19 protein-coding genes are annotated in these 23,508 nt (G+C 68.6%); 11 read left to right on the top strand and 8 right to left on the bottom strand.

All coding sequences use genetic code 11. From position 1 onward, the window contains the following. Positions 1 to 3 precede the first annotated feature (3 nt). Together edd and glk are read left to right on the top strand one after the other, a co-directional pair. On the top strand, positions 4 to 1,812 hold the full coding sequence (gene edd / locus VJ655_RS08295) for a phosphogluconate dehydratase (protein WP_324110594.1): 1,809 nt from the start codon (positions 4 to 6) through the stop codon (positions 1,810 to 1,812). A 14-nt stretch (positions 1,813 to 1,826) separates the two neighbouring features. Next, positions 1,827 to 2,822 carry a glucokinase gene (gene glk / locus VJ655_RS08290; protein ID WP_324110593.1) on the top strand — a complete coding sequence of 332 codons (996 nt, stop codon included), beginning with the start codon at positions 1,827 to 1,829 and terminating at the stop codon, positions 2,820 to 2,822. 21 nt (positions 2,823 to 2,843) lie between these two features. Here glk and VJ655_RS08285 read toward each other — a convergent pair whose 3' ends face one another. Further along, on the bottom strand, positions 2,844 to 3,629 hold the full coding sequence (locus VJ655_RS08285; RefSeq protein ID WP_324110592.1) for a hypothetical protein: 786 nt from the start codon (positions 3,627 to 3,629) through the stop codon (positions 2,844 to 2,846). 184 nt (positions 3,630 to 3,813) lie between these two features. Here VJ655_RS08285 and VJ655_RS08280 point away from each other — a divergent pair, with 184 nt between their 5' ends. The 3 genes from VJ655_RS08280 (at position 3,814) to pyk (ending at position 9,061) form a co-directional block, all read left to right on the top strand. After that, positions 3,814 to 4,833, top strand: coding sequence for a LacI family DNA-binding transcriptional regulator (locus VJ655_RS08280; protein WP_324110591.1), 1,020 nt, complete (start codon positions 3,814 to 3,816; stop codon positions 4,831 to 4,833). Positions 4,834 to 5,133: 300 nt separating this feature from the next. Next, complete coding sequence (locus VJ655_RS08275) at positions 5,134 to 7,605, top strand: exo 1,3/1,4-beta-D-glucan glucohydrolase (protein WP_324110590.1); 2,472 nt, start codon at positions 5,134 to 5,136, stop codon at positions 7,603 to 7,605. Positions 7,606 to 7,630: 25 nt separating this feature from the next. Further along, the gene (gene pyk, locus VJ655_RS08270) at positions 7,631 to 9,061 is read left to right on the top strand and encodes a pyruvate kinase (RefSeq protein WP_324110589.1); all 1,431 of its coding nucleotides are present in this window, start codon (positions 7,631 to 7,633) and stop codon (positions 9,059 to 9,061) included. Positions 9,062 to 9,064: 3 nt separating this feature from the next. On the opposite strand, the gene VJ655_RS08265 is transcribed toward pyk, so the two are convergent. From VJ655_RS08265 to VJ655_RS08250, 4 genes are all read right to left on the bottom strand, one after another. After that, the gene (locus VJ655_RS08265) at positions 9,065 to 9,766 is read right to left on the bottom strand and encodes a Crp/Fnr family transcriptional regulator (RefSeq protein WP_324110588.1); all 702 of its coding nucleotides are present in this window, start codon (positions 9,764 to 9,766) and stop codon (positions 9,065 to 9,067) included. A gap of 334 nt (positions 9,767 to 10,100) precedes the next feature. Next, positions 10,101 to 11,234 carry an acyl-CoA dehydrogenase family protein gene (locus VJ655_RS08260; RefSeq protein ID WP_324110587.1) on the bottom strand — a complete coding sequence of 378 codons (1,134 nt, stop codon included), beginning with the start codon at positions 11,232 to 11,234 and terminating at the stop codon, positions 10,101 to 10,103. After that, on the bottom strand, positions 11,234 to 11,845 hold the full coding sequence (locus VJ655_RS08255) for a 2-hydroxychromene-2-carboxylate isomerase (protein ID WP_324110586.1): 612 nt from the start codon (positions 11,843 to 11,845) through the stop codon (positions 11,234 to 11,236). The genes VJ655_RS08260 and VJ655_RS08255 overlap by 1 nt, the downstream gene beginning before the upstream one ends. A gap of 4 nt (positions 11,846 to 11,849) precedes the next feature. Further along, positions 11,850 to 13,055 (bottom strand): acyl-CoA dehydrogenase family protein, encoded by a 1,206-nt coding sequence (locus VJ655_RS08250; RefSeq protein WP_324110585.1) that lies wholly within the window; start codon positions 13,053 to 13,055, stop codon positions 11,850 to 11,852. A 175-nt stretch (positions 13,056 to 13,230) separates the two neighbouring features. Here VJ655_RS08250 and VJ655_RS08245 point away from each other — a divergent pair, with 175 nt between their 5' ends. After that, entirely contained in the window at positions 13,231 to 14,892 is a 1,662-nt protein-coding gene (locus tag VJ655_RS08245) for a bifunctional lysylphosphatidylglycerol flippase/synthetase MprF (protein WP_324110584.1), read from the top strand. Here VJ655_RS08245 and VJ655_RS08240 read toward each other — a convergent pair. Continuing rightward, positions 14,889 to 15,104, bottom strand: a complete 216-nt coding sequence (locus tag VJ655_RS08240; RefSeq protein WP_324110583.1) for a hypothetical protein — start codon at positions 15,102 to 15,104, stop codon at positions 14,889 to 14,891. The two genes, VJ655_RS08245 and VJ655_RS08240, sit on opposite strands and share 4 nt — an antisense overlap. Before the next feature lie 208 nt (positions 15,105 to 15,312). Between VJ655_RS08240 and VJ655_RS08235 the strand changes: the two genes are divergently transcribed. From VJ655_RS08235 to VJ655_RS08215, 5 genes are all read left to right on the top strand, one after another. Then, positions 15,313 to 18,207, top strand: coding sequence for a peptidoglycan-binding protein (locus VJ655_RS08235; protein WP_324110582.1), 2,895 nt, complete (start codon positions 15,313 to 15,315; stop codon positions 18,205 to 18,207). Between the two features lie 100 nt (positions 18,208 to 18,307). Beyond that, the gene (locus VJ655_RS08230; RefSeq protein ID WP_324110581.1) at positions 18,308 to 19,231 is read left to right on the top strand and encodes a sulfite exporter TauE/SafE family protein; all 924 of its coding nucleotides are present in this window, start codon (positions 18,308 to 18,310) and stop codon (positions 19,229 to 19,231) included. Continuing rightward, positions 19,228 to 19,989, top strand: coding sequence for a TIGR02186 family protein (locus VJ655_RS08225; RefSeq protein WP_324110580.1), 762 nt, complete (start codon positions 19,228 to 19,230; stop codon positions 19,987 to 19,989). Before VJ655_RS08230 ends, VJ655_RS08225 begins: the two co-directional genes overlap by 4 nt. Positions 19,990 to 19,992: 3 nt before the next feature. Further along, entirely contained in the window at positions 19,993 to 20,454 is a 462-nt protein-coding gene (locus VJ655_RS08220) for a DUF3429 domain-containing protein (protein WP_324110579.1), read from the top strand. A gap of 71 nt (positions 20,455 to 20,525) precedes the next feature. Further along, positions 20,526 to 20,867 (top strand): VOC family protein, encoded by a 342-nt coding sequence (locus tag VJ655_RS08215; protein WP_324110578.1) that lies wholly within the window; start codon positions 20,526 to 20,528, stop codon positions 20,865 to 20,867. Here VJ655_RS08215 and pdeM read toward each other — a convergent pair. Next, positions 20,864 to 21,571 carry a ligase-associated DNA damage response endonuclease PdeM gene (gene pdeM / locus VJ655_RS08210; protein WP_324110577.1) on the bottom strand — a complete coding sequence of 236 codons (708 nt, stop codon included), beginning with the start codon at positions 21,569 to 21,571 and terminating at the stop codon, positions 20,864 to 20,866. The two genes, VJ655_RS08215 and pdeM, sit on opposite strands and share 4 nt — an antisense overlap. Continuing rightward, a partial coding sequence (locus VJ655_RS08205; protein WP_324110576.1) for a helicase-related protein occupies positions 21,568 to 23,508 on the bottom strand: 1,941 nt, incomplete at its 5' end. The genes VJ655_RS08205 and pdeM, both read right to left, overlap by 4 nt.

Genomic DNA, 23,508 nt, shown 5'->3' with positions numbered 1-23,508 from the left:
CCAATGAGCCTCAATCCCGTTATCGCGGACGTCACCGCCCGGATCGTGGCGCGCAGCAAGGACAGCCGCGCCGCGTACCTGGCCAACATGCAGCAGGCGATCGACAGCCAGCCCGGTCGGGCCAAGCTGTCCTGCGCCAACTGGGCCCACGCCTTCGCCGCCTCGCCCGGCGTCGATAAGGTCCGCGCCCTGGACCCGAACGCGCCGAACCTCGGCATCGTCTCGGCCTATAATGACATGCTGTCGGCCCACCAGCCGCTGGAAGAGTACCCGGCGCTGATCAAGGAAGCCGCGCGCGAGGTCGGGGCCACGGCCCAGTTCGCCGGCGGCGTGCCGGCCATGTGCGACGGCGTCACCCAAGGCCGTCCGGGCATGGAGCTGTCGCTGTTCTCGCGCGACGTGATCGCCATGGCCACGGCCGTCGCCCTTTCCCACGACGCCTTCGACGCGGCTCTCTATCTGGGCGTCTGCGACAAGATCGTGCCGGGCCTGGTGATCGGCGCCCTGACCTTCAGCCACCTGCCGGCGGTGTTCGTGCCCGCTGGTCCCATGACCTCGGGCTTGCCCAACGCCGAGAAGGCCCGCATCCGCGCCCTTTACGCCGAGGGCAAGGTCGGTCGCGCCGAGCTGCTGGAAGCCGAGAGCGCCAGCTATCACGGTCCGGGCACCTGCACCTTCTACGGCACGGCCAACACCAACCAGATGCTGATGGAGCTGATGGGCTTCCATCTGCCCGGCTCGGCCTTCGTGCATCCCAACACGCCGCTGCGGGCGGCGCTGGTCAAGGAAGCCGCGCGACGCGCCGCCGCCGTGACCGCCAAGGGCAACGCCTACATCCCGGTCGGCCGGATGATCGACGAAAAATCGATCGTCAACGGCGTGGTCGGTTTGATGGCCACCGGTGGTTCGACCAACCTGGCCCTGCACCTCGTGGCCATGGCCCACGCGGCCGGAATCCTGCTGACGCTGGAGGACCTGGACGACATCTCGCGCGCGACGCCGCTGCTGGCCCGCGTCTATCCCAACGGCTCGGCCGACGTGAACCACTTCCAGGCCGCCGGCGGCATGGCGTTCGTGATCCGCGAACTGCTGAAGGCCGGCCTGGTCCACGAGGACGTTCAGACCATCGCCGGCGCCGGCCTGTCGCTCTACGCCCAGGAGCCGCACCTCGAAAATGGCGTGCTGACGTGGCGCGAGGGAACGGCCGAGAGCCTGGACACCGCCATCGTCCGTCCGGTCTCCGATCCGTTCAGCAAGGAAGGCGGCCTGCGCCTGATGGCCGGCAATCTCGGACGCGGCGTGATGAAGATCTCGGCCGTGAAGCCCGAGCACCATGTGATAACCGCCCCGGCGGCCGTGTTCCAGGAACAGGAAGACTTCATCGCCGCCTTCAAGCGTGGCGAGCTGGACCGTGACGTGGTCGTCGTAGTCCGTTTCCAGGGCCCGTCGGCGAACGGCATGCCCGAGCTGCACAACCTGTCGCCGTCGATCTCGGTCTTGCTGGATCGCGGCTACAAGGTCGCCCTGGTCACCGACGGCCGCATGTCGGGCGCCTCGGGCAAGACGCCGGCCGCCATCCACGTGACGCCGGAAGCCGCCAAGGGCGGGCCCCTGGCCTACGTCCAGGACGGCGACGTGATCAGCGTCAACGCCGAAACCGGCGAACTGAAAATCCTGGTGGACGAGGCGGTCTTGCGCGCCCGCACGCCAGCGAACGTCCCGGCGTCCAAGCCGGGCTTTGGCAGGGAACTGTTTGGATGGATGCGGGCGGGGGTCGGCGCGGCCGACGCCGGCGCGTCCGTCTTTGCTTGAGGAAGCGCTAGGTCATGGACGGCAATCACAGCGGGGGTCTCGGCCTCGTCGGCGACATCGGCGGCACCAACGCCCGCTTCGCCCTGGTCGAATTCGACGGTCAGGACCCGCGCCTGATCGAACCCACCGCCTACAAGGGCGAGGACTACGGTACGGCCGAGGCCGCCATCGAGCACTATCTGCAGAAGGTCGGGGTCAGGCATCCCGACCAGGCGGTGGTGGCGGTGGCCGGCCCGATCGACCATGGCCAGGTCCATATGACCAACCTGGACTGGACGATCTCCGAGGACGGCCTGCGCCGGGCCGGCGGCTTTCGCTCGGCCAAGCTGATCAACGACTTCACGGCCCAGGCCCTGGCCGCGCCGCGCCTATCGCCCAAGGACCTGCGCCAGGTCGGCCATCTGCCGACCTCGGGGGAGGGCGATCTGGCCATCCTCGGTCCCGGCACGGGCTTTGGCGTCGCCGGCCTCGTGCGCCGTCATGGCCAGGAGATCCCGCTCGCCACCGAGGGGGGGCACGTCGCCTTCGCCCCGGTCGACGAGATCGAGATCGAGGTGCTGCGCGCCCTGACCAGACAACTGGACGGCGGCCGGGTGTCGGTCGAGCGCATCCTGTCGGGCCCCGGCATGGAGGACCTGCACGTGGCCCTGGCCGAGGCCGAGGGCCGCAAGGTCGCCCCGCTCGCGGCCAAGCAGATCACCGAGCGCGCCGTCGAGGGCTGCGCCGACAGCCTGGCGACCGTGAACCGCTTCTGCGCGGTGCTGGGCTCGACCGCGGGCGACATCGCCCTGACGCTCGGCGCGCGCGGCGGCGTGTTCATCGCCGGCGGTATCGCGCCGCGGATCATCGACATCCTGGAAAAGAGCCCGTTCCGCGAACGCTTCGAGGCCAAGGGCCGCCTGTCCGGCTACACCGAGGCGATCCCGACCCACGTCATCCTGCATCCGCACACCGCGCTGATCGGCGCGGCGGTGGCGCTGACGCCGGAAGGTCGGGCGGCGGTTTCGTAGGAGACCGCCGCGCCGTGGGCTCTAGTGCGCCGCTTTCAACTTGGCGGCGCGGCCGGTCAGCAGGCGCGTGCATTGCGCAGCGTCCAGCGACATGTCGCCGGCGATGTCGCGGCCGCGTTGGCGGCGAGACTGGAAGAACTCGTGAGCCTTGTCCTCGACGGCCACGCTGAACAGGTTGGGCTTGTATAGGCTCACCAGATAGGCGTCGGCCTGAGCGCGGTTCAGATGAGCTTCACACACGCCGACGGCTTCGGCGATGTCGCCTCCCGCTCGAATGAAGGGCGTTTGCCAGCTGGCGTAGCCGACGAGAACCAGCAGGCTGTCAGCATACTGTCTGGAATAGCTGGCCGCGGTGAGCGCTGGTCTCGGAACCAGAATGGAGCCGACGGGATCGGCCGCGATCTGATGGCACCGCTCGGCGCGTTCCAACGTAAAGGCCGTGAGCTTTGGGACGGCGGCCTCGACGTCGGCTTCTTCTTCAGCCGAAAGCCCGCTAGCGGCGCGCTCGAACTCGGCCTTCAGCGACTGGGTGCGCCCATTCATGGCCGCCTCAGCATAGCTGGAGCTGACCTCCGGGCTGATGCCGTAGCGGCCGCCCTCCGACCTGATCGCATCGTCGAAGCGATCGAATTCCTCGGTGATCTCGTAACCCATGGTCTTGCAGAACATCGCTTCGGAGACGTAGCCGCCCAGCTCGTTGAGCCGTTTGAGCCCGGCCGGCGAGGGCTGAGCTTGCGCCTGTATTGGCGCCAGGCCGACGATCATCAAGCTGGCGAACGCCGCCAGACCAGTCTTCGCAAAAAACATTCGTGCCCCCTCTAGATCAGCGTGGCGCGCTGATCAGTGATCTTGAGATATCTGGCTCTATCTCCGGCTGTAAAGTGGGCTGGTGGCCCACTGTGAGGTTGCGCCGGGAAGGGGCTCGCCATGACAGCCTTGTCATGGCTTAGTATTCGCCACACCGAACGAATCGGGGCGGCGGGGGACGGAATTGAGCGCCAAGATCACGATCCATGATGTGGCCCGCGAGAGCGGCGTTTCGATCAAGACCGTTTCGCGGGTCCTCAACCGGGAGCCCAACGTCAAGGCCGACACCCGCGACCGGGTGCAGGCGGCCGTGGCGGCGTTGAACTACCGGCCCAACATCTCCGCGCGCAGCCTGGCGGGCTCCAAGGCCTATCTGATCGGCGTCTTTTTCGACAACCCCAGCCCCGGCTATGTCACCGACGTGCAGTTGGGGGCCATCGCCCGCTGTCGGCAGGAGGGCTACCACCTGATCGTCGAGCCGATCGACTCGACCGCCGATGTCGAGGACCAGGTCGCGCCGATGCTGGCGACCCTGCGCATGGACGGGGTGATCCTGACGCCGCCGCTCAGCGACCATCCGGTGGTGCTGGCGGCGCTGGAGCGGGAAGGGGTGCCCTACGTCCGGATCGCGCCGGGCGGGGACATGGACCGCGCCCCCTGGGTCAGCATGGACGACCGCCTGGCCGGCTATGAGATGACCAGGCATCTGATCGACCTGGGGCACAAGGACATCGGCTTCATCATCGGACACCCCGATCACGGCGCCTCGCATCGTCGCCACCAGGGCTTCATCGACGCCATGCGCGAGGCGGGGCTGGCTATCCGCGACGATCGGGTGGAGCAGGGCTGGTTCTCGTTCCGCTCGGGCTTCGAGGCGGCCGAGAAACTTCTAGGCGGGAGCGATCGTCCGACCGCCATCTTCGCCTCGAACGACGACATGGCCTTGGGCGTCATGGCCGTGGCCAATCGCATGCGTCTGGACGTGCCGGCCCAACTGTCGATCGCCGGCTTCGACGACACCCCAGGGGCGCGGATCACCTGGCCGCAGCTGACGACCGTGCGTCAGCCGATCCAGGCGATGGCTGGCGCCGCGGCCGACATGCTGATGCAAGGCGTCGAGCGCGAAGCGGGGGCGCCGCCGCCATCCCGGCTGTTGGACTTCGAACTGGTGGTGCGGGAATCGACCGGCAGGGCGCCGAGCTGACCGATGCCGGCGGATAAGGCGTCGGAGTTGCGACCATAATGTCCTTGACAGCGCTGTCCGTTCAACGTGAGATCGCGATGATCAAGACGGTCGCCCACGGAAAGGCGGCGTCAGGAGGAAACGTCATGACCCTGCCTGGCCGTTCCAGCGCCCGTCGCGCTCTCCTGCGCGCACGATCACTCCCCTCCAAGCGGACTTAAACCGCCGCTTCTTTTCGCTCGGCGCGGTCACCCGCAAGCGCCGCGCCGAGCGCTTTTCCCGTCAATCGCATCGCTTCCAGACGCCTTTCGAGGATCGCCTATGCTTCCGCGCCGCTCCATTCGCGTTTCTCTCGTGGCCCTGTCCATCGTCTGCGGCTTGGGTGGAGCGGCCGTGGGCCGGGCGGCGGAAGGCGCGGCGGTCGCCCATCCTCAGTTGTGGCCCAAGGCCGCCAGCCCGGCGGCGATCACCGACGCCGCGACCGAGGCCTTCATCACCCGGCTGATGGGCCAGATGAGCGTCGAGGAGAAGGTCGCCCAGACCATTCAGGCCGACGGCGCCTCGATCACGCCGGAGGAGCTCAAGCATTACCGGCTGGGCTCGGTGCTGGTCGGCGGCAACAGCGCCCCGGACGGCGACGACCGGGCGCCGGCGCGGCGCTGGATCGAATGGATCAACGCCTTCCGCGCCGCGGCGCTGGACAAGCGCGGCGGCCACCAGGAAATCCCGATCATCTTCGGCGTCGACGCCGTTCACGGACACAACAACGTCGTTGGCGCGACGATCTTCCCCCACAACATCGGCCTGGGCGCGGCGCGCGATCCTGATCTCATCCGGCGCATCGGCGAGGCGACCGCCCAGGAAATGGCGGCCACGGGGGCCGACTGGACATTCGGCCCGACGGTCGCCGTGCCGCGCGACGAGCGATGGGGCCGCACCTACGAGGGCTATGCCGAGGACCCGGAAGTGGTGAAGGCCTACGCCGGCCCCATGACGCTAGGGCTGCAGGGCGCGCTTCAGGCCGGCAAGCCGCTGGCGACGGGCCACATCGCCGGCTCGGCCAAGCACTTCCTGGGCGATGGCGGCACCGATGGCGGCAAGGACCAGGGCGACGCCAAGCTGCCCGAGACCGAGCTGATCCGCCTGCACAACGCCGGCTATCCGCCCGCGATCGACGCCGGCATCCTGTCGGTGATGGTCTCGTTCTCCAGCTGGAACGGCGTCAAGCACACCGGCAACAAGAGCCTGCTGACCGACGTGCTGAAGGGGCGGATGGGCTTCCAGGGTTTCGTCGTCGGCGACTGGAACGCCCACGGCCAGGTCGAGGGCTGCACCACCGTCAGCTGCGCCCAGGCCTACAACGCCGGCATGGACATGATCATGGCGCCCGACAGCTGGAAGGGCCTCTATGACAACACCCTGGCCCAGGTGAAGGCCGGTCAGATCCCGATGGCGCGGATCGACGACGCCGTGCGCCGCATCCTGCGCGTCAAGGTCAAGGCGGGCCTGTTCGACAACAAGCGCCCGCTGGAAGGCAAGCTCGAGTTGCTGGGCTCGCCCGAGCACCGCGCGGTGGCGCGCGAGGCGGTCCGCAAGTCGCTGGTGCTGCTGAAGAACGAGGGCGTGCTGCCGCTGAAAAGCTCGGCGCGGATCCTGGTCGCCGGCGAGGGCGCCGACGACATCGGCAAGGCGGCCGGCGGCTGGACCCTGACCTGGCAGGGCACGGGCAACAAGAACAGCGACTTCCCGAACGGCCAGTCGATCTGGAGCGGGATCGCCGAGGCGGTCAAGGCCGGCGGCGGCAGCGCCGAGCTGTCGGTCAGTGGCGACTACAAGCAGAAGCCCGACGTCGCCATCGTCGTCTTCGGCGAGAACCCCTACGCCGAATTCCAGGGCGATATCGCCAATGTGGAATACCAGCCCGGGGACAAGGCCGACCTGGCCCTGCTGAAGAAGCTGAAGGCCGCCGGTATCCCGGTGGTGTCGGTGTTCCTGAGCGGCCGGCCCCTGTGGGTGAACCCGGAGATCAACGCCTCGGACGCCTTCGTGGCGGCGTGGCTGCCAGGTTCGGAAGGCGGCGGGGTCGCCGACGTGCTGGTGGGCGATCGCGCCGGCAAGCCCCGCTTCGACTTCAAGGGCCGGCTCTCCTATTCCTGGCCAAAGCGCGCGGACCAGCAGCCGCTCAACGTCGGCGATAAGGGCTATGATCCGCTATTCGCCTATGGCTACGGCCTCAGCTACGCCAAGCCCGGCAAGGTGGCGCATCTGTCGGAGGAGGCCGGCGTCGCTTCGACGGTCGTCAATGTCGATCGCTATTTCATCGCCGGTCGCGCTCCGGCGCCGTGGGCCCTCGACTCGACGGGCGCCGTGTCGGCCAAGCCGATCGACGCCGGCGCCCAGGAAAATGGCCGCCAAGCGGTCTGGAGCGGCGAGGGCGCGGGCGTGTTGAGCGTCCGGGGGCGTCCGGTCGATCTATCGCGCCAGACCACGGGCGATATGGCGGTGATGATCCGTTACCGGGTCGATGCGACCCCGGAGAAGCCGGTTTCCCTTGGGATAGCCTGTGGCGAATCCTGCGGGGCGGCGGTAGACCTTACGTCAACGTTGTCAGGTGCGAAAATCGGCGAATGGCGTACGGCCAAGATCAAACTTTCCTGCTTTCAGGCCAAGGGAGCGGACATGGCGCATGTTTCGACCCCGTTCGCGCTGTCGACGACCGGTCGCATGTCCCTGGCCTTCACCGAGATACGGCTTGCTTCCAACGAGGGCGACGCGTTCTGTCCTTCGAACTGAAGACGATCAACGAAGGAGCGACGGCATGATCCGCGCCCGTCGCTCGCGCATCGTGGCCACCATCGGCCCGGCGTCCAGCTCTCCCGAGATGATCGTCACCCTGGCCAAGGCCGGGGCGGATGTCTTCCGCCTGAACTTCAGCCACGGGGCCCACGAGACCCACGCGGCCGTCTACAAGGCCATTCGGGAGGCCGAGAAGGTCGTCGGTCGTCCGCTCGGCATCCTGGCTGACTTGCAGGGACCCAAGCTCCGGGTCGGCAAGTTCGCCGATGGTCCGGTGATGCTGAAGCAGGGCCAGGCGTTCCGCTTCGACAGCGATCCAACGCCCGGCGACGAGACGCGCGTTCACCTTCCGCATCCAGAGATCCTGACCGCCATGCGGCCGGGCGCGACGCTGCTGTTGGACGATGGCAAGCTGCGCATGACCGTGACCGAGGCTGGTCCGGGCTACGCCAACACCACCGTCGACAACGGCGGCAAGCTTTCCGAGCGCAAGGGCGTGGCGGTGCCGGACGTCGTCATCCCGATGTCTCCGCTGACCGCCAAGGACCGCGAGGACCTGGCCTTCGCCCTGCGGCTGGGCGTCGACTGGATCGCCCTGTCCTTTGTCCAGGCGCCCGAGGACATGGCCGAGCTGCGCCGTATCGTCGAGGGGCGCGCGGCGGTGCTGGCCAAGATCGAAAAACCCCAGGCCCTGAAGGTGCTGGGTCCGATTCTGGATCTCTGCGACGGGGTGATGGTGGCCCGTGGCGATCTCGGCGTCGAAATGGCGCCCGAAGAGGTGCCGGTCGCCCAGAAGGTCATCCTGCGCGCGGCGCGGGAGCGCGGCATTCCCGTGATCGTCGCCACCCAGATGCTGGAATCCATGACCAGCTCGCCCACGCCCACCCGCGCGGAGGCCTCGGACGTCGCCAACGCCGTCTATGAAGGCGCCGACGCGGTGATGCTGTCGGCGGAGTCGGCGGCCGGGGACTATCCGGAAGAGGCGGTCTCGATGATGAACCGCATCATTGAGCGCGTGGAGCGCGATCCCCGCTGGCCCGAGCTGATGCAGGCCGAGCAGAACCATGACGACGCCGACGCCGACGTGCTGGTCGTGGCGGCCGCCGGCGCGGCCAAGGCCGGTTCGACCAAGTGCCTGGTGGCGTTCACCACCACGGGGGCGACCGCCAAGCGCCTGGCGCGAGAGCGGCCGTTGCAGCCGGTGCTGGCCCTGTCGCCTGAGATCAATGCGTTGCGACGCCTCACTCTGGTCTGGGGCGTCGAGCCCCGCGTCAGCGCCCAGCCCGACAGCCTGGAGGTCGTCACCACGGACGCCACGAACCTCGCCCTGGAACTGGGGCTGGTGGCGCCCGGCGAACGGCTTCTGGTGGTGGCGGGCACCCCGTTCGGCGCGCCCGGCGCGGCCAACCTGCTGCGCCTGGCCCATGCGCCGGCCCCGACGCGGCGGCGCTAGACTTTACGTCTGTTCGAACGAAGCCGGCAGCAGGCGCTCGTAACCTCGTCGCACCGCGCCGTAGCACTCGCAGGTCATGGCTTCGATGCCGGGACGGTCCAGGATGTCGACCACGCCCCGACGGTAGCGGATCAGGCCCTTGTTCTGCAGCGAACCGGCGACGGCGGTGACGGTCGTGCGCTGGACGCCCAGCATGTCCGCCAGGAATTCCTGGGTCAGGTTGACGGTGTTGGTGTCGATCCGGTCGTGGCACGAGAGCAGCCAGCGACAGAACCGGGCCTCCACGGCATGCAGGGCGTTGCAGGCCACGGACTGGATGGCGTGGCCGAACAGGGCTTCATTGTGCCGGTCGACCAGGTCGCGCAGGGCCGCGCTGCGCGACCAGATGTCGTGCAGGGGCCCCGCGGCGATGCGCAGGGCCGAGCCGGGCGCCTGGATGATGGCGCGCGACAGCGACTGGCGCGGGGCGACGGCCGCCATCAGGCCAAGCGCGCCCTCCCGCCCGATGGTGGCGGACTCGATGGCCGCGCCGCTTTCCATCAGCGTCATCAGGGAGATGACGCAGTCATTGGGGAAATAGACCTGATCGATCCGGTCGCCTGGGTCGTAGAGCAGACGCCCCTTCTCCAGATCCACCGTCGACAGGTACGGGGCGATAAGGGCCTTGTCTTCGGACGGCAGCGCGGAAAGCAGTCGGTTCTTCAAGGGATGCAACGGCCCTGGCATACGGAATCGAACGCCGTCTCACGGCAAGGGTTGCAAGCTATAGGTGGAGTGGAACCAGGGCGCCGTCGCTTAGCCGACACAATGCAGTCAGGAGCGCCGCAAAAATAGAAGGGGCCTCGGGACTCCCCATTCCGAGCCATAATTTGACAGTCTTGAGAGTTGTCGGGTTCCCGACACTTTTACTCAGTCAAGATGATGCGAGACCTGCAATCATCTGAATAGAATAGGAAAAAGCCGCCAAGGCGGCGGCTTTGAGGCGTTCGATAGGGATGGCGCGGCCGTGGCCTTGGCCACGGCCGGCGGCCGGAAGAGATCAAAAGCCCATCAGGCTCGCGTAGCGATCGCGATGGAAACTGGCGCCGCCGAACAGCGCTTCGGTGACGCGGGCCCGTTTCATGTAGAGCCCGGCGTCGTGGGCGTCGGTCATGCCGATCCCGCCATGCATCTGGACCATCTCGTTGCTGGCCAGATGGACCAGTTCGCTGGCCTTGGCCTTGGCGAGGGAGGCCAGAGCCCGGGTGTCGTTACCGGCGTCCAGGGCTTCCAGCGCCGCCTCGACGCACGAGCGGGTGGTCTCCAGGTCGGTGAACCACTTGGCGGCTCGGTGCTGCAGGGCCTGGAAAGTCCCGATGACCTGGCCGAACTGGCTGCGGGTCTTCAGATAGTCGAGGGTGACGTCGAAGGCCGCGCTGGCGCTGCCCAGCATCTCGGCCGCCAGACCGATATAGGCGCGGTCGAGAACGGGTTCGAGCACGGCCCAGCCCTTGTCGACTTCGCCGAGCACGGCGTCGGCGCCGACCTCGACGCCGTCGAAGGCGATCCGCGTCGCGCCACGGGAATCGAGCAGGGACAGGTGAGTGCGGCTGACGCCCGGCGCGTCGCCGGGAACCAGGAACAGGGTCAGGCCGTCGGTCCCGCCCGGCGCGCCGCCGGTGCGGGCCGCGACGATCAGCAGGTCGGCGGCGTCGCCGTCGAGGACGAAGGTCTTGGTCCCGTTGAGCACATGGCCCGCGCCGCTCTTGGTCGCCGTCAGGGCCGTGCGCGCCGGCGCGTGGTGCGAGCCTTCGTCGATCGCCAGGGTGGCGACGATCTCGCCGGCGGCGATACGGGGCAGCCAGGTCTGCTTCTGCGCGTCCGAGCCGCCCAGTTGCAGGGCCGAGGCCGCGATCATGGCCGTGGAGAGCAGGGGAGAGGCCGTCAGCGTCCGGCCCGTCTCCTCCAGGATCAGGCCCAGGCCCAGATAGCCGAAGGCCGAGCCGTCATAGGCCTCGGGCACGACCACCCCGGCCCATCCCATCTCGCCCATGTCCTTCCAGGCGGCGGGATCGAAGCTCTGGCCGCTCTTACCATCGCGCAGCTTGCGCAGGGCGGCGACGGGGGCGCTTTCGCTGGCCCAGCCCTTGGCGGCGTCGCGCAGCATCGTCTGTTCTTCGGTCAGGACGGCCATCAGGCGTGCTCCCTGGATTGATGACGGGCGGCCCAGTCGAGGGCCTGTTCCAGACGGTCGTTGCCCCAGAAGAGCTCGCCGTCCGCGGTGAGAAAGCTTGGCGCGCCAAAGAGGCCGCGCGCCTTGGCCATGGCCACGTGCTCCTTGAGCCGGGCCTTGACCGGATCCGACTGGGCGGCGGCCAGGACGTGCTCGGGCCCCGCGCCGACGGCCGCGATCAAGGGCGCCAGGACCTCGGGATCGCCGATGTCCTGGTCCTCGACGAAATTGGCCTGGTAGACCGCGCGGCTGAAGGCGGGCGTCCAGCCGTCCTCCAGCCCGACGATCGCCACGCGAGCGGCCAGCAGGCTGTTGCGCGGAAACTGGCTGGGATGGCGCAGCGGCAGGCCGGCCTCGTCGCAGACGCGCTCCAGGTCGCGCCACATGTACTGTCCCTTCACCGGGACGACATTGAAGGGACTGTCGTTCAGGCCCTGCTGCTCATGGAACAGCGGCCCCAGGATGAACGGTCGCCACGCCACGGCCACGCCCTTCTCGGCGGCCAGCCGCTCGATGCGCATGGCCGCCGGATAGGAATAGGTCGAAGCGAACTCGTACCAGAACTCGATCATGGCCCTACTGGTGGTCCAGCAGGCCCAGGACGCGCTTGGCGACGACGTTGAGGTTCACCTCGCTGGTGCCGCCTTCGATCGAATTGCCCTTGGCGCGCAGCATGGCGCGCGGCGCGGCCAGCTCCTCGGCGCTGAAGCCTTCGCCCGCCCATCCCAGGCCTTGCAGGCCCAGCGCCTCGACGAGGAGCTCGGTGCGATCTTGGTTCATCTTGGCCGCGGCGTATTTGATGATCGAGACGGCGGCGCTGGGGCCCGAGCCCTGCTTGGACTCGGCTTCCGCGCGGCGCACGGTCAGCATGAAGGCGTGGGCGTCCATGGAGTGAGCCGACAGGCGCGCGCGGAAGTCGCCGTCGGCGATCCGGCCCTGGCCGTCGACGCCGATCTCGGCCTTGGCCGCCTCGACGGGGCTGAGGCCGCCACCGCCGCCGAAGCCGGAGGCGCTGATGTTCTGGCGCTCGTACTGCAGCAGGCGCTTGGCGATGTCCCAGCCGCCGTTCAGCTTGCCGACCAGCTGTTCCTTGGGGACCTTCACATTGTCGAAGAAGGTCTCACAGAACGGCGAGGAGCCGCTGATCAGCTTGATCGGGCGAGCCTCGACGCCGGGCGTGGTCATGTCGAACAGCACGAACGAGATGCCCTCGTGCTTTTTCGAGGTGTCGGTGCGCACCAGGCAGAAGATCCAATCGGCCTGGTCGGCGTAGCTGGTCCAGACCTTCTGGCCGTTGATCAGGTAGTGATCGCCCTTGTCCTCGCACTTGGTCTGCAGGGAGGCCAGGTCCGAGCCCGCGCCCGGCTCCGAATAGCCCTGGCACCAGCGGATCTCGCCGCGCACGATCTGGGGCAGGAAGCGCTGCTTCTGCTCCTCGGTGGCGTATTCCAGCAGGACCGGGCCGAGCATCCAGATCCCGAAGCTCATCAGGGCCGGGCGGGCCTTCAGCCGGCGCAGCTCCTGTTCCAACACCTTGTTCTGAGCCTTGGAGAGACCGCCGCCGCCATATTCCCTGGGCCACATCGGCGCGGTCCAGCCGCGCTCGGCCATGCGGTCCAGCCACAGCTTGGCGTCCGGATTCTTCCAGACCATCTTGCGGCCGCCCCACGGCGCCTCGTCCTCGCCCATCGGGGCGTTCAGAGATTTCGGATAGTTGGCCTCCAGCCAGGCGCGGGTCTCGGCGCGGAAAGCGTCGAGTTCGGTTCCCCCGAAGTCGGCCATCGTCTCATCTCCCTAAGCGGACGGTTATTGAGGCCCACACTACGCCTGCCGACGGCGGCGGCAAGTCGATTCAAACGATCGTTCGCGTCATCGGCGGCGACCGCGCCCTGCTTTGCGCGCTATAGGAGGGCTCGTTGCTGGATCCCCTCGGGGGATTCGTCATTCCGGGATCTGGATGTCCTCGACAGTTTTCAGGCCCGCGGCCCTGGCGATCGCGCCCACCCTGGCGGCGATCCTGGCCGCGTCGGCTGGGGTGATGCTTCTGGCCTCGGGCGCCACACCGTCGGAGCCCACCCGTTTCCTGCTGCTGCTGGCCTTCGCGCCCGACCTGCTGATCGAGATCAGCCACTTCTTCTCGTCGATCCTTGGGCTTGTGCTGCTGCTGCTGGCGTTCGGCCTGCGCTCGCGGCTGGGCGCGGCCTGGTGGGCGGCGCTGATCGTCCTGGCCGCCGCCGCCATCCTGGCCATCTTCAAGGGCTTGAACTGGGAGGAGACGGCCATGCTGCTGGTCTGCTTCCTGGCCATCCTGCCGTTCCACGAGGCTTTTCCGCGCAAGGCGGCCCTGACCAAGATGGAGATCACGCCCGGCTGGCTCTTGTCGGCCGGCGCGGCCATCGGCGGGGCGGGGCTGCTGGGCTGGTGGTCGTTCCACCACACCGAGTTCGCCGACAAGTCCTGGATCCGCGTGCTGCAGGATCACGACGAGGCCGCCCGCGCGATCCGCTCGTCGGTCGCCGCGGCCATCGTGCTGCTGGCGGTCGGGATCTGGCGGCTGATCTCCACGGCCGCCACGCCGCCGGTGGTCGACGACACCGATCCGGAATTCGACCGCGTCCGCGCCGTCCTGGCCAAGGCCGAGGACGCCGAGCCCAGCGCCAATCTCGCCCTGCTGGGTGACAAGCGCTTCCTGTTCTCGGCCTCGGGCGAGACCTTCCTGATGTTCGGCGTTCGCGGGCGCTCGTGGATCGCCCTGGGCGCTCCGGTCGGCAAGCGCGACGAACGCATGGAGCTCTTCTGGCGCTTCCGCGAACTGGCCGACGCCCACGCCGCCCGCGCCGGCTACTACGGCCTGGGGCCCGATGATCTACCCGACACGGTGGACCTTGGCCTGGCGATCCAGAAGACCGGCGAGAGCGCCGCCGTCCCGCTGGAGGCGTTCAGCCTGGTCGGCCGCCGCCGCGAGGTCCTGCGCCGCAACTGGCGCAAGGCCGGGGAGGGCGGCGCGGCGTTCGAGGTCCTGCCGGTCGGCGCCGCCGCGGCGATCATGGACGAACTAAAGGCGATCTCCGACGCCTGGCTCAGCCACCACGCCGGCGGCGAGAAGAGCTTTTCGATGGGCGGCTTTGATCCGCGCTACGTGGCCGAGTTCCCGGTGGCGGTCGTCCGCAGCGAGGGCAAGATCGTCGCCTTCGCCACCCTGTGGACCACGGCGTCGAAGGCCTCGTTCTCGATGGACCTGATGCGCTACTCGGACGAGGCGCCCAAGAACGTCATGGACTACCTGTTCGTCGAGCTCCTGCAGTGGGGCAAGGACGAGGGCTACCAGGCGTTCGAGTTCGGCGTCGCGCCCCTGGCCGGGCTGGAGGACCGCCCCTTGGCGCCGATCATGTCCCGGGTCGGCCGGCTGCTCTATGAGCGCGGCGAGGAGATCTACAATTTCCAGGGCGTGCGGCGGTACAAGGACAAGTACGACCCCGTCTGGCAGCCGCGCTACATTGCCGCGCCCCACAAGTGGACCATCCCATTCCTGCTCGCCGACATCGGTCTGCTGTCCTCGGGAGGGGTCTCGGGGCTGACCAAGCGGCCTCGGAAGGCCCCCAGTTCGTCCGCGACCTAGTAGCGCGGCTGGTTGCCGGTCTGGACGCCCAGCAGGTTCACCAGATGCACGATCATCAGCATCAGGCCGACCACGCAAACCATCATCAAGGGACGCCACGGAACCATGCGCGGGCCCTTTAGAACATTGATCGGACGCGCTCCGAACCAGCCGCAGATCGCGGCGCAAACGAGAAACGCGACCGTGGCCGCGATGGTCAGGGGCAGGTCCATGGCCGCTTCTAGGCCTGCGACAATCCGCCTGGCAAATGGTTAAGTCGCGTTAACCCTCTTGCTTTTGAACCGCGCTACAGAACGTTTGAGCTGTGTCCCGATTCCTCCACAGTGAATCCCGGAGACGCTACATCTAGCGTTTTCGTCGCGTTTACACTCTAGGAATCGCTGACTAGCGTTTTCCCCAGCTGCGGGGAGATCGATTCGCATGACGGCGGCTTCGCCATGGAGCGTTAAGGGGATTGACCCCAAGGCACGGGAGGTCGCCAAGGACCTCGCGCGTCGCTCCGGCATGACCTTGGGCGAATGGCTCAATCGGATGATCATCGAGGGCGATGGTCAGGCTCCGGATCATCGCGCCGCCGCCGAAGAGGCGCCCAGCCGCGCCTATCTCGAGGTCGTCAAGGACGATGTCCCGCCGCGCATCGAGGCGGCCAAGCACACCGCCGACGAAGTCGCCCGCGTGGCCGTGGCCCTGGATCGGCTGACCAAGCGGATCGAGGCGGCCGAGGGCCGCAGCGCCGCCGCCATCTCCGGCATCGATCATTCCGTCCGCGACGCCATCTCGCGCCTGGGCCAGGCCGAACGTGAACGGATCGCCGTCGCCGCTCGTTTCGAGGGCGCCGTGGACGAGCTGAAGACCGAACAGACCCGCACCGCCGAGCGGATGCGTCGCTTCGAGGCCGAGACCGCCGGCCCTCGCTCGGCCGAGGCTCTGCGCGCGCTGGAAGGCGCCTTGGGCAAGGTCGCCGGCCATCTCTATGAGGGCGAGGCCCGCACCCGCGAGACCATCGCCGCCCTTGAGGCTCGGCTGAACGAGCAGTCTGACGCGCCGCAGGATCCGACCGTCCTGGTCGAGGCCGTGGTGGCTCGCCTGGGCGAACGCCTGGAAGCGGCCGAGACCCGCACCAGCGAGGCTCTGCGCGAACTGAACGCTTCGTTCGCCACGCTCGACCAGCGTCTCGGCGCCGTCGAAGGCGCCAATCCGGCCGCCGGCGTGCAGGAGCGCCTGGACAGCTTGGCCGCCAGCCTCGCCGAGAAGATGGAAGCCGCGCGCCTGGAGATGGCCGAGCGGCTGCGCGACAGCGCCGACGGCCGCTTCGACCGCATGGAGCGCAAGCTCGGCGAGATGGCCGCCCACGTCCAGGCGGCCGAGCAACGGTCCGTCCAGGCCATCGAGCGCATGGGCCGCGAGGTCGTCAGCGTCGCCGACGCCTTCAACCGTCGCGTTCACAGCGCCGAAGCCCGTAGCGCCGCCGCGATCGAACAGGTTGGCGGCGAGGTCGCGCGCATCGCGGCCAGCGTCGAAACCAGGCTCAACCGCGCCGACAGCGTCCAGGGCCAGGCTCTGGAGAAGCTGGGCGCTGAAATCGCCCGCATCACCGAGAAGCTGACCGAGCGGATCGGCAGCGCCGAGCGCCGCAACGCCCTGGCCATCGACGACGTCGGCGAACAGGTCGCTCGCGTCACCGAGCGGCTGAACCAGCGTCATGAACGCTCCAGCCAGGAGTTGATCGACCGCATTCGCCAGAGCGAGGAGCGCACGCTCCGGATGCTGGAGGCGGCGCGGGAGAAGATCGACACCCGTCTGCACGACGTCCAGCGCAAGCCCGAGCCGGTCGCCCCGGCCCCCGCGCTCGCCGCCGAACCCATTCGTGAGTTCACGCCACCCCCGGCCTCGCCCTTCGAGACCGACGCCGATTTCAGTTCGCCCGCGTCGTTCGAGTCCGATGACGAGGATGTCTTCGGCACCGCTCCGGAGGCGACCTCCCACGGCTTCGACGCCAGCGAGTTTCCGCTCGCCGAGCTGGAAGAACCCGATTTCAGCGATGACTTCCCGGCCGCCGATCCGTTCGAGGCGGAAGCTCCGCGCCATGAGGCCGAGCCCGAAGCTCTGAGCCTCGCGCCCGCCGAACCCGAACGCCCGCTGTCGACCAAGGACATCATCGAGCAGGCCCGCGCCGCGGCGCGCGCCGCCGCCGCCGCGGACGCCAAGGGCGTGGGCAAGACCAAGACCGATCGAAAGGCCAAGGGCGACAAGGCCGGCGGCTCTTCGCTGTTCGGCGGGTTCGGGGTCTTCTCGGCCCGGAAGACCAAGCGCCGGATCGGCACGACCGTCGCCACCGTCGCGATCGCCGTCGGCAGCGCCGCGGTGGTGGGCGCCGGCGTCGGCGGCCTGCTGCTGCTCGACACCCAGGGCTCCGGCGCGCCACGGGTCGCCCAGCGCCAGGCTTCGGCCGGCCAGTCGGGAACCGGCGCAGCGCCGGGCGCGCCGCGCGCCTCGATCGCGTTGACGGGCCAGGCCGCGCCGGTCCAGGCCACCGCCGCCACGCCGAACCCGACCCAGGCCGATGCGGCCAGGACGCAGTTCGAGGACGGCGTGCGCAAGATCGAAGCCGGCGATCGGTCCGGGCTCGGAATCCTCAAGCAGGCCGCCAGCGGCGGCTACCCGGCCGCGCAGTTCTATCTGTCGAAGCTGTTCGAAGGCGGCAAGGCCGGCCTCAAGCGCGACATGGTCGAGGCCCGTCGCTGGAGCGAGCGCGCGGCAAATGGCGGCGATCCGCGGGCCATGCACAACCTGGCGCTCTACTACTTCAAGGGCGAGGGCGGCGCGCGCAATTCCACGACGGCGGCCACCTGGTTCCGCAAGGCCGCCGATACGGGTCTGGTGGACAGCCAGTTCAACCTGGCCCAGCTATACGAGACCGGCCTTGGCGTCAGCCAGAACCCGGCCGAGGCCTACAAGTGGTACGTGATCGCCGGACGCGCGGGCGACGCCACCGCCCGGGGCCGAGCCAGCGCTTTGCGTCCGCAGTTGACCGCCGAAGCCCAACAAACGGCTGACCGTTCCGCCCTGGCTTTCCGTCCCCAGGCGCCGGTGCAGACGGCCGCTCTCTCCACGCACGCCGCTCAGGCCGACGCCAATCTCGGCCTGGCCCAGACGGTGCTGTCGCAGCTCGGCTACTACCAGGGACCGCGAGACGGTGTCGCATCGCCGGCCCTGCGCATGGCGATCGCCGCTTATCAGCGCGACCAGGGCCTGCCCGCCTCGGGCGTCATCGACGGGGAAACCCTGAGCCACCTGTCGGTCTATTCGCGCTAAAGCCGGCCGGCGTCCTGCTTCACCGGTTCGGCGTGCGTTGACGCGGCCCCGCCCGCCCGGCAATCAGGGACATCCCGACGCCGCAAGGACCGCGTGAGCTTTGCACTTTTATCTTCCCATCGCCGAGGTGTCGGTGAATGCGCTGCTGCTGGTGGTGCTGGGCGGACTCGTGGGCTTCATTTCGGGACTGTTCGGCATCGGCGGCGGCTTCCTGATGACGCCGGTGCTGGTGTTCATGGGCATTCCGCCGGTCGTGGCCGTGGCCAGCGAGGCCAACCATGTCGCCGCCTCGTCGGTCTCCAGCGTCATCGCCTACAGCAAAAAGCGCGCGGTCGACTTTCGGATGGGCGCGGTCCTGGCCAGCGGCGGCGCCCTCGGGTCGATCATCGGGGTCGAGGTTTTCCGCTGGCTGCGCCTGATCGGTCAGGCGGATCTGGCGGTCTCGGTGTCCTACCTCGTGTTCCTGGGGATCATCGGGGCGCTGATGCTGGCCGAGTCGGTCGGCGCCATCCTTCGGCGCCGGAGAGGCCAGCCGCCCAAGCCGCGTCGCGACCGGCGGCCGCTGCTGCTGTACGCCCTGCCGCTGAAGGTGCGCTTCCCGCGCTCGCGGCTCTATATCAGCGTCATTCCGCCGGTGCTGCTGGGCGTCTTCGTCGGGATTCTGTCGGCGGTGATGGGCGTGGGCGGCGGCTTCATCCTGGTGCCGGCGATGATCTATCTGTTGCGCATGCCGGCGCCGGTCGTCGTCGGCACCAGCCTGTTCCAGATCGTCATCACCACCTCGTTGACCAGCGTGCTGCAGGCGGGACGCAACCAGACGGTGGACATCGTTCTGGCCACCCTGCTGCTGGTCGGCGGCGTGATCGGCGCGCAGCTGGGCGCCCGCGCCTCGGGCCGGTTCCGCGCCGAGGAGCTGCGGGCCCTGCTGGCGCTTCTGGTGTTGGCCGTGGGCCTGCGCATGGGCGCGGACCTCTTTTTGCGTCCCGAAGAGGCCTTTGTCCTGATGACGGGCGTGGCGCGATGATCCCCGTGGTCGAAGCATCCCCCGCGCCGGCCGTATCGGCCGCCCTGACCGACACCGAGGTCCGCGTCAGCTCGGGCTTCCGCGGCGCGCGGATCGTGCTCTACGGCGCGGTGTTCGACCCGAAGGACCGCCCCAGCGACATCGTCGTCATCGTGCGTGGGCCCGACCAGCCCATCCGCATCGCGCGCAAGACCCAGGTCGCCGGACTGTGGCTGAACAGCCGGCCGGTGGTGTTCCTGGGCGCGCCCGGCTTCTATCGCGTGGCCTCGACCCGCCCTCTGACCGACATCGCCGGCTTCGCGCCCCTTCGCTACCTCGGCGCGGGGCTGGAGCACCTGGCCATCGCCGCGCCGCTGGAGCAACGGGTCGAGACCCGCTACGGCGTCCGCGACGTCGTGGTCAGCCGCCTGGGCGCGGACTACCTGGATTGGCGGCGAGCGGTGCTGCGCCTGAAGGAGAAGGCCGGGCTGTACGCGGCCGACCCGCACGGTGTCCGCTTCGTCGACAACGGTCTGTTCCGCGCCGAACTGGACCTGCCGGCCGAGGCGCCGATCGGCCGCTATACGGCGCGGATCGTGCTCTTCCAGGATGGAAAGCCCGTCTCGATCCGGGACCGGGAATTGATCGTCGAGAAGGCGGGGGCCGAGCGGGCGCTCTATGTTTTCGCCAAAGATCGTCCGTGGACCTATGGGCTCGTGTCGGTAATAGTCGCGCTCGGGGCAGGGTGGGCGGCTTCGGTCGCCTTCCGAAGGAGTTAAATCATGAACGAGTCCGTGGGTGTGCGGACGCCGGTTCCTCCGGCGGTATGGGTCTTTGGGCTGTCGACCCTCATTCCCTTCTTCGCCTCATCGGTTCTGTTCTGCTACGGCCCCGCCAAGCTTCAGAATTCCGCCCTCATCGCGCTCTTGGCCTATTCGGCGGCGATGGTCTCGTATTTCGGCGGCGTGCGGACCGGGCTGGAGATCGAGAATCCCAGCCCGCGCTGGTCGGTCCTCGGGATCTCGCTGCTGTTCCCGCTGTCTGGTTTCGGCCTGCTGCTGGGCGAACTCAAGTTCGAGCCGGCCTGGCAGCTGTCGGGCTTCCTGCTGGTCTTCCTGCTGCAATGGGTGTGGGACGTCACCGACCACGACGGCCCGACCTGGCGTCCCCGCATGCGGACCCTGATGACCGCCGGCGCGGCCGTGTCGCTGGCCTTCTCGCTGGAGCAGGCGCTGCACATGTGAGCCGGGAAAGCGGCTTGATAGAATAAATGCCGACCGGTCTTTGAGGTCCCAGTCACCGACCGGAGCCCGACATGAACCTCGTCCTTAAGCGTATCGTTCTCTTTTCCGCCGACGTCCCGCGTCTGGCGGCCTTCTATCGCGAGGTCATCGGCCTTGCGGTCCTCGGCAACGAGCCGGGATGGGTGGAGCTGTCGGCCGGGGCCTGCAACATCGCCATCCACGCGGGCAAGTCCAAGGTCGGCGACCGAGCGCCCAAGATCGTCTTCCAAGCGGCCGATGTCGGCATGGCCAGGACCAACCTGGTCCTGCGCGGCTTCAAGGACCTGGGGCCGGTGAAGTCGACGGCGACCTTCGACATGTGCGACGGTCGCGACCCGGACGGCAACGCGATCCAAATATCGAGCCGCCCTTAGTCCGGCCGCAGCGACTTCATCCCCACCGCATGGACCCGCTTGGGCCCGAGCGCGCCCGCCAGCATCGGACCTGCGAACAGGTTCGAGAACGCCGCGTCCAGGATGTTCAGCCCGCCGGTGAACGCGCCGAACGCCGGCAGCACTAGGCGCTGGCCGTCGGTGACGAAGCAGCGGCGGCGCACCGTGGCCCGTCCACTTGAGACCCTGGCCGCCGGATGAAGGTGGCCGGCGACCTCGCCCAGCTGCGCGCCGGGCTGGGGCTCGTGGCGAAGCGTCAGGCCCATCAGCGCCGCCTCGTCGATGATCTCGCCCGGCAGGACCTTGGGGCCGTCGGCGTCGTGGTTGCCCACCGCCCAGACCAGCTCGCGTCCTCGCGCCAGACCTTCCAGTCGGCGAGCGTCGTCCTGGGCCAGGCGAGCCTCGCCGTCGCCGTCGTGGAAGCTGTCGCCCAGGAAGACCAGTCGGTCCGGCGAGAGCAGGGCGATCTCGCGGTCCAAGCGATCCAGGGTCTCGCGGGTGTCATAGGGCGGCAGCATCTGGCCAAACCGCGCGGCGTAGCTGCTGCCCTTCTCGAAGTGCAGGTCGGCGACCACCAGGGTCCGCTCGCGCTCCAGCCATAGGGCGCCGGACCAGCGCAGCATGACCTCGACATTGGCCAGGGCGATCCGCAGGCCACCGCAGCTGGAAGGGGAAAAGCGGGTCACGGCATGGCCTCGGCGATCAGGTCTTCTTCGGCCTCGGCCAGGATCATCTCGCCGGCGGCGTCGCCCGGCGCGCGCTCGCGGCCGATCTCCAGCATGATCGGCACGGCGAATGGCGAGACGCGGTCCAGCGGCATGTGGCGGATATGGCCCTTCACGCGGGTCAGCATGTCCCCGAGACGCGCGATGTCGAGCATGCCGGTGGCCGCATCGTGGCGGGCGCAGCGCAGCATCAGGTGGTCGGGTTGGTGCTTGCGCAGCACGTCGTAGATCAGGTCGGTCGAGAAGGTGACCTGCCGCCCGGACTTCTCGGCGCCGGGGTGGCGACGCTCGATCAGGCCGGCGATCAGGGCGCAATGCTTGAAGGCGCGCTTCATCATGAAGCTCTCGTCGAGCCAGGCCTCCAGGTCATCACCCAGCATGTCCTGGGCGAACAGCTCGTCGAGATCCAGCTCGTCCATCGGCCGCAGCGACCACAGGTTCAGAGTGTAGTCATTGCAGACGAAGCCCAGCGGCCCGACGCCCAGGCGGTCCAGCCGCCGGGTCAGCAGCATGGCCAGGGTGGTATGGGCCAGGCGGCCCTCGAACGGATAGCAGACCATGTGGAAGCGCTTTCCGTTCGGAAAGGTCTCCAGCAGCATCTCGCCTTCATCAGGGATCGCCGAGCGGATCTTCTGCCAGGCCAGCCATTCCTGGACGTCCGGGGGCAGGGCGGTCCATTCGCGCTCGTCGTGCATCATCTGGCGAACGCGGCTAGCCAGATAGGTCGATAGCGGGAACTTCGAGCCGCCCCAGCTGGGCATCTTCGGATCGTCGTTCGGCGCGGGCGTGACGAAGGCGTCAGCCCCCACCAGACTATTGTAGCGCCAGACCTGGCCGGCGAAGATGAAGGTGTCGCCGGGCGTCAGCTGCTCGAAATAGCCTTCTTCGGCCTCGCCGATCTTACGGCCTCCCATGGGGCGCTTGCCGCCGCCGATGCGGATGTTGATCATGCCCGGCGAGACGATGGCCCCGACGTTCATCCGGTGCTGCAGCCTGGCCTGGGCGTTGCGGGCGGTCCACAGGCCTTCGGGCGTCCGCACGATGCGGCGGAACTTGTCGTAGGTGCGCAGGGCGTAGCCGCCTGTCGAGACGAAGTCGACGACGGTCTCGAAGTCCTCCCAGGAAAGCTCCGCATAGGGGCCGGCCGAGCGGACCTCGTCATAAAGCTCGGTCAGCTTGAAGGGCTCCGAGCAGGCGCAGCCCATGACGTGCTGGGCCAGGACATCCAGCGCGCCGACCCGGGGCGGATCACCGTCCAGGTGGTTCTCCAGGATCGCGTCGGCGGCGGCGCGGCACTCCAGCATCTCGAAGCGGCTGGCGGGCACGAACAGGGCGCGGCTGGGCTCGTCCAGGCGATGGTTGGCGCGGCCGATCCGCTGGACCATCCGCGAGGCCCCCTTCGGCGCGGCCAGCTGGATGACCAGATCGACGTCGCCCCAGTCGATGCCCATGTCCAGCGTCGAGGTGCAGACCACGGCCCGCAGCGCCCCGCGCGCCATGGCGGCCTCGACCTTGCGGCGCTGTTCGGCCGACAGGCTGCCGTGGTGCAGGGCGATCGGCAGGCCTTCGTCGTTCAGCTCCCAAAGGCGCTGGAACGCGAACTCGGCCTGGAAGCGGGTATTGACGAAGATCAGCGCGGTCTTGGCCTGCTTGATGATCTCGTAGACCTCGGCCATGGCGTGCTCGGCCGTGTGGCCCGCCCACGGCACGCGGCCCCCGGAGACCAGGACTTCGACGACGGGCTGCGCGCCGCCGGAGCCGAGGACGAGGTCGATGTCGGGTTCGGAGATCCTCCCCCGCGAGCGGGGGAGGTGGCCCGGAGGGCCGGAGGGGGCGAGCTGGAGGTCGGCCGCGCTGGCTCCCTCCGTCGGCTCCGCCGACACCTCCTCCGCTTGCGG

The organism is Caulobacter sp. (assembly GCF_035254145.1).
Lineage (GTDB): Bacteria > Pseudomonadota > Alphaproteobacteria > Caulobacterales > Caulobacteraceae > Caulobacter.
This window is presented reverse-complemented; position numbering and strand designations above follow the sequence as displayed.

Excerpts from the sequence above, each read along its gene's own strand:
- VJ655_RS08275 (WP_324110590.1), top strand. The coding sequence starts at position 5,134 with ATGCTTCCGCGCCGCTCCATTCGCGTTTCTCTCGTGGCCCTGTCCATC.
- VJ655_RS08255 (WP_324110586.1), bottom strand. The coding sequence starts at position 11,845 with ATGATCGAGTTCTGGTACGAGTTCGCTTCGACCTATTCCTATCCGGCG.
- VJ655_RS08240 (WP_324110583.1), bottom strand. The coding sequence starts at position 15,104 with ATGGACCTGCCCCTGACCATCGCGGCCACGGTCGCGTTTCTCGTTTGC.
- VJ655_RS08235 (WP_324110582.1), top strand. The coding sequence starts at position 15,313 with ATGACGGCGGCTTCGCCATGGAGCGTTAAGGGGATTGACCCCAAGGCA.
- pyk (WP_324110589.1), top strand. The coding sequence starts at position 7,631 with ATGATCCGCGCCCGTCGCTCGCGCATCGTGGCCACCATCGGCCCGGCG.
- VJ655_RS08220 (WP_324110579.1), top strand. The coding sequence starts at position 19,993 with ATGAACGAGTCCGTGGGTGTGCGGACGCCGGTTCCTCCGGCGGTATGG.
- edd (WP_324110594.1), top strand. The coding sequence starts at position 4 with ATGAGCCTCAATCCCGTTATCGCGGACGTCACCGCCCGGATCGTGGCG.
- VJ655_RS08260 (WP_324110587.1), bottom strand. The coding sequence starts at position 11,234 with ATGGCCGTCCTGACCGAAGAACAGACGATGCTGCGCGACGCCGCCAAG.
- VJ655_RS08225 (WP_324110580.1), top strand. The coding sequence starts at position 19,228 with ATGATCCCCGTGGTCGAAGCATCCCCCGCGCCGGCCGTATCGGCCGCC.
- glk (WP_324110593.1), top strand. The coding sequence starts at position 1,827 with ATGGACGGCAATCACAGCGGGGGTCTCGGCCTCGTCGGCGACATCGGC.
- VJ655_RS08250 (WP_324110585.1), bottom strand. The coding sequence starts at position 13,055 with ATGGCCGACTTCGGGGGAACCGAACTCGACGCTTTCCGCGCCGAGACC.
- VJ655_RS08215 (WP_324110578.1), top strand. The coding sequence starts at position 20,526 with ATGAACCTCGTCCTTAAGCGTATCGTTCTCTTTTCCGCCGACGTCCCG.
- VJ655_RS08245 (WP_324110584.1), top strand. The coding sequence starts at position 13,231 with ATGTCCTCGACAGTTTTCAGGCCCGCGGCCCTGGCGATCGCGCCCACC.
- VJ655_RS08285 (WP_324110592.1), bottom strand. The coding sequence starts at position 3,629 with ATGTTTTTTGCGAAGACTGGTCTGGCGGCGTTCGCCAGCTTGATGATC.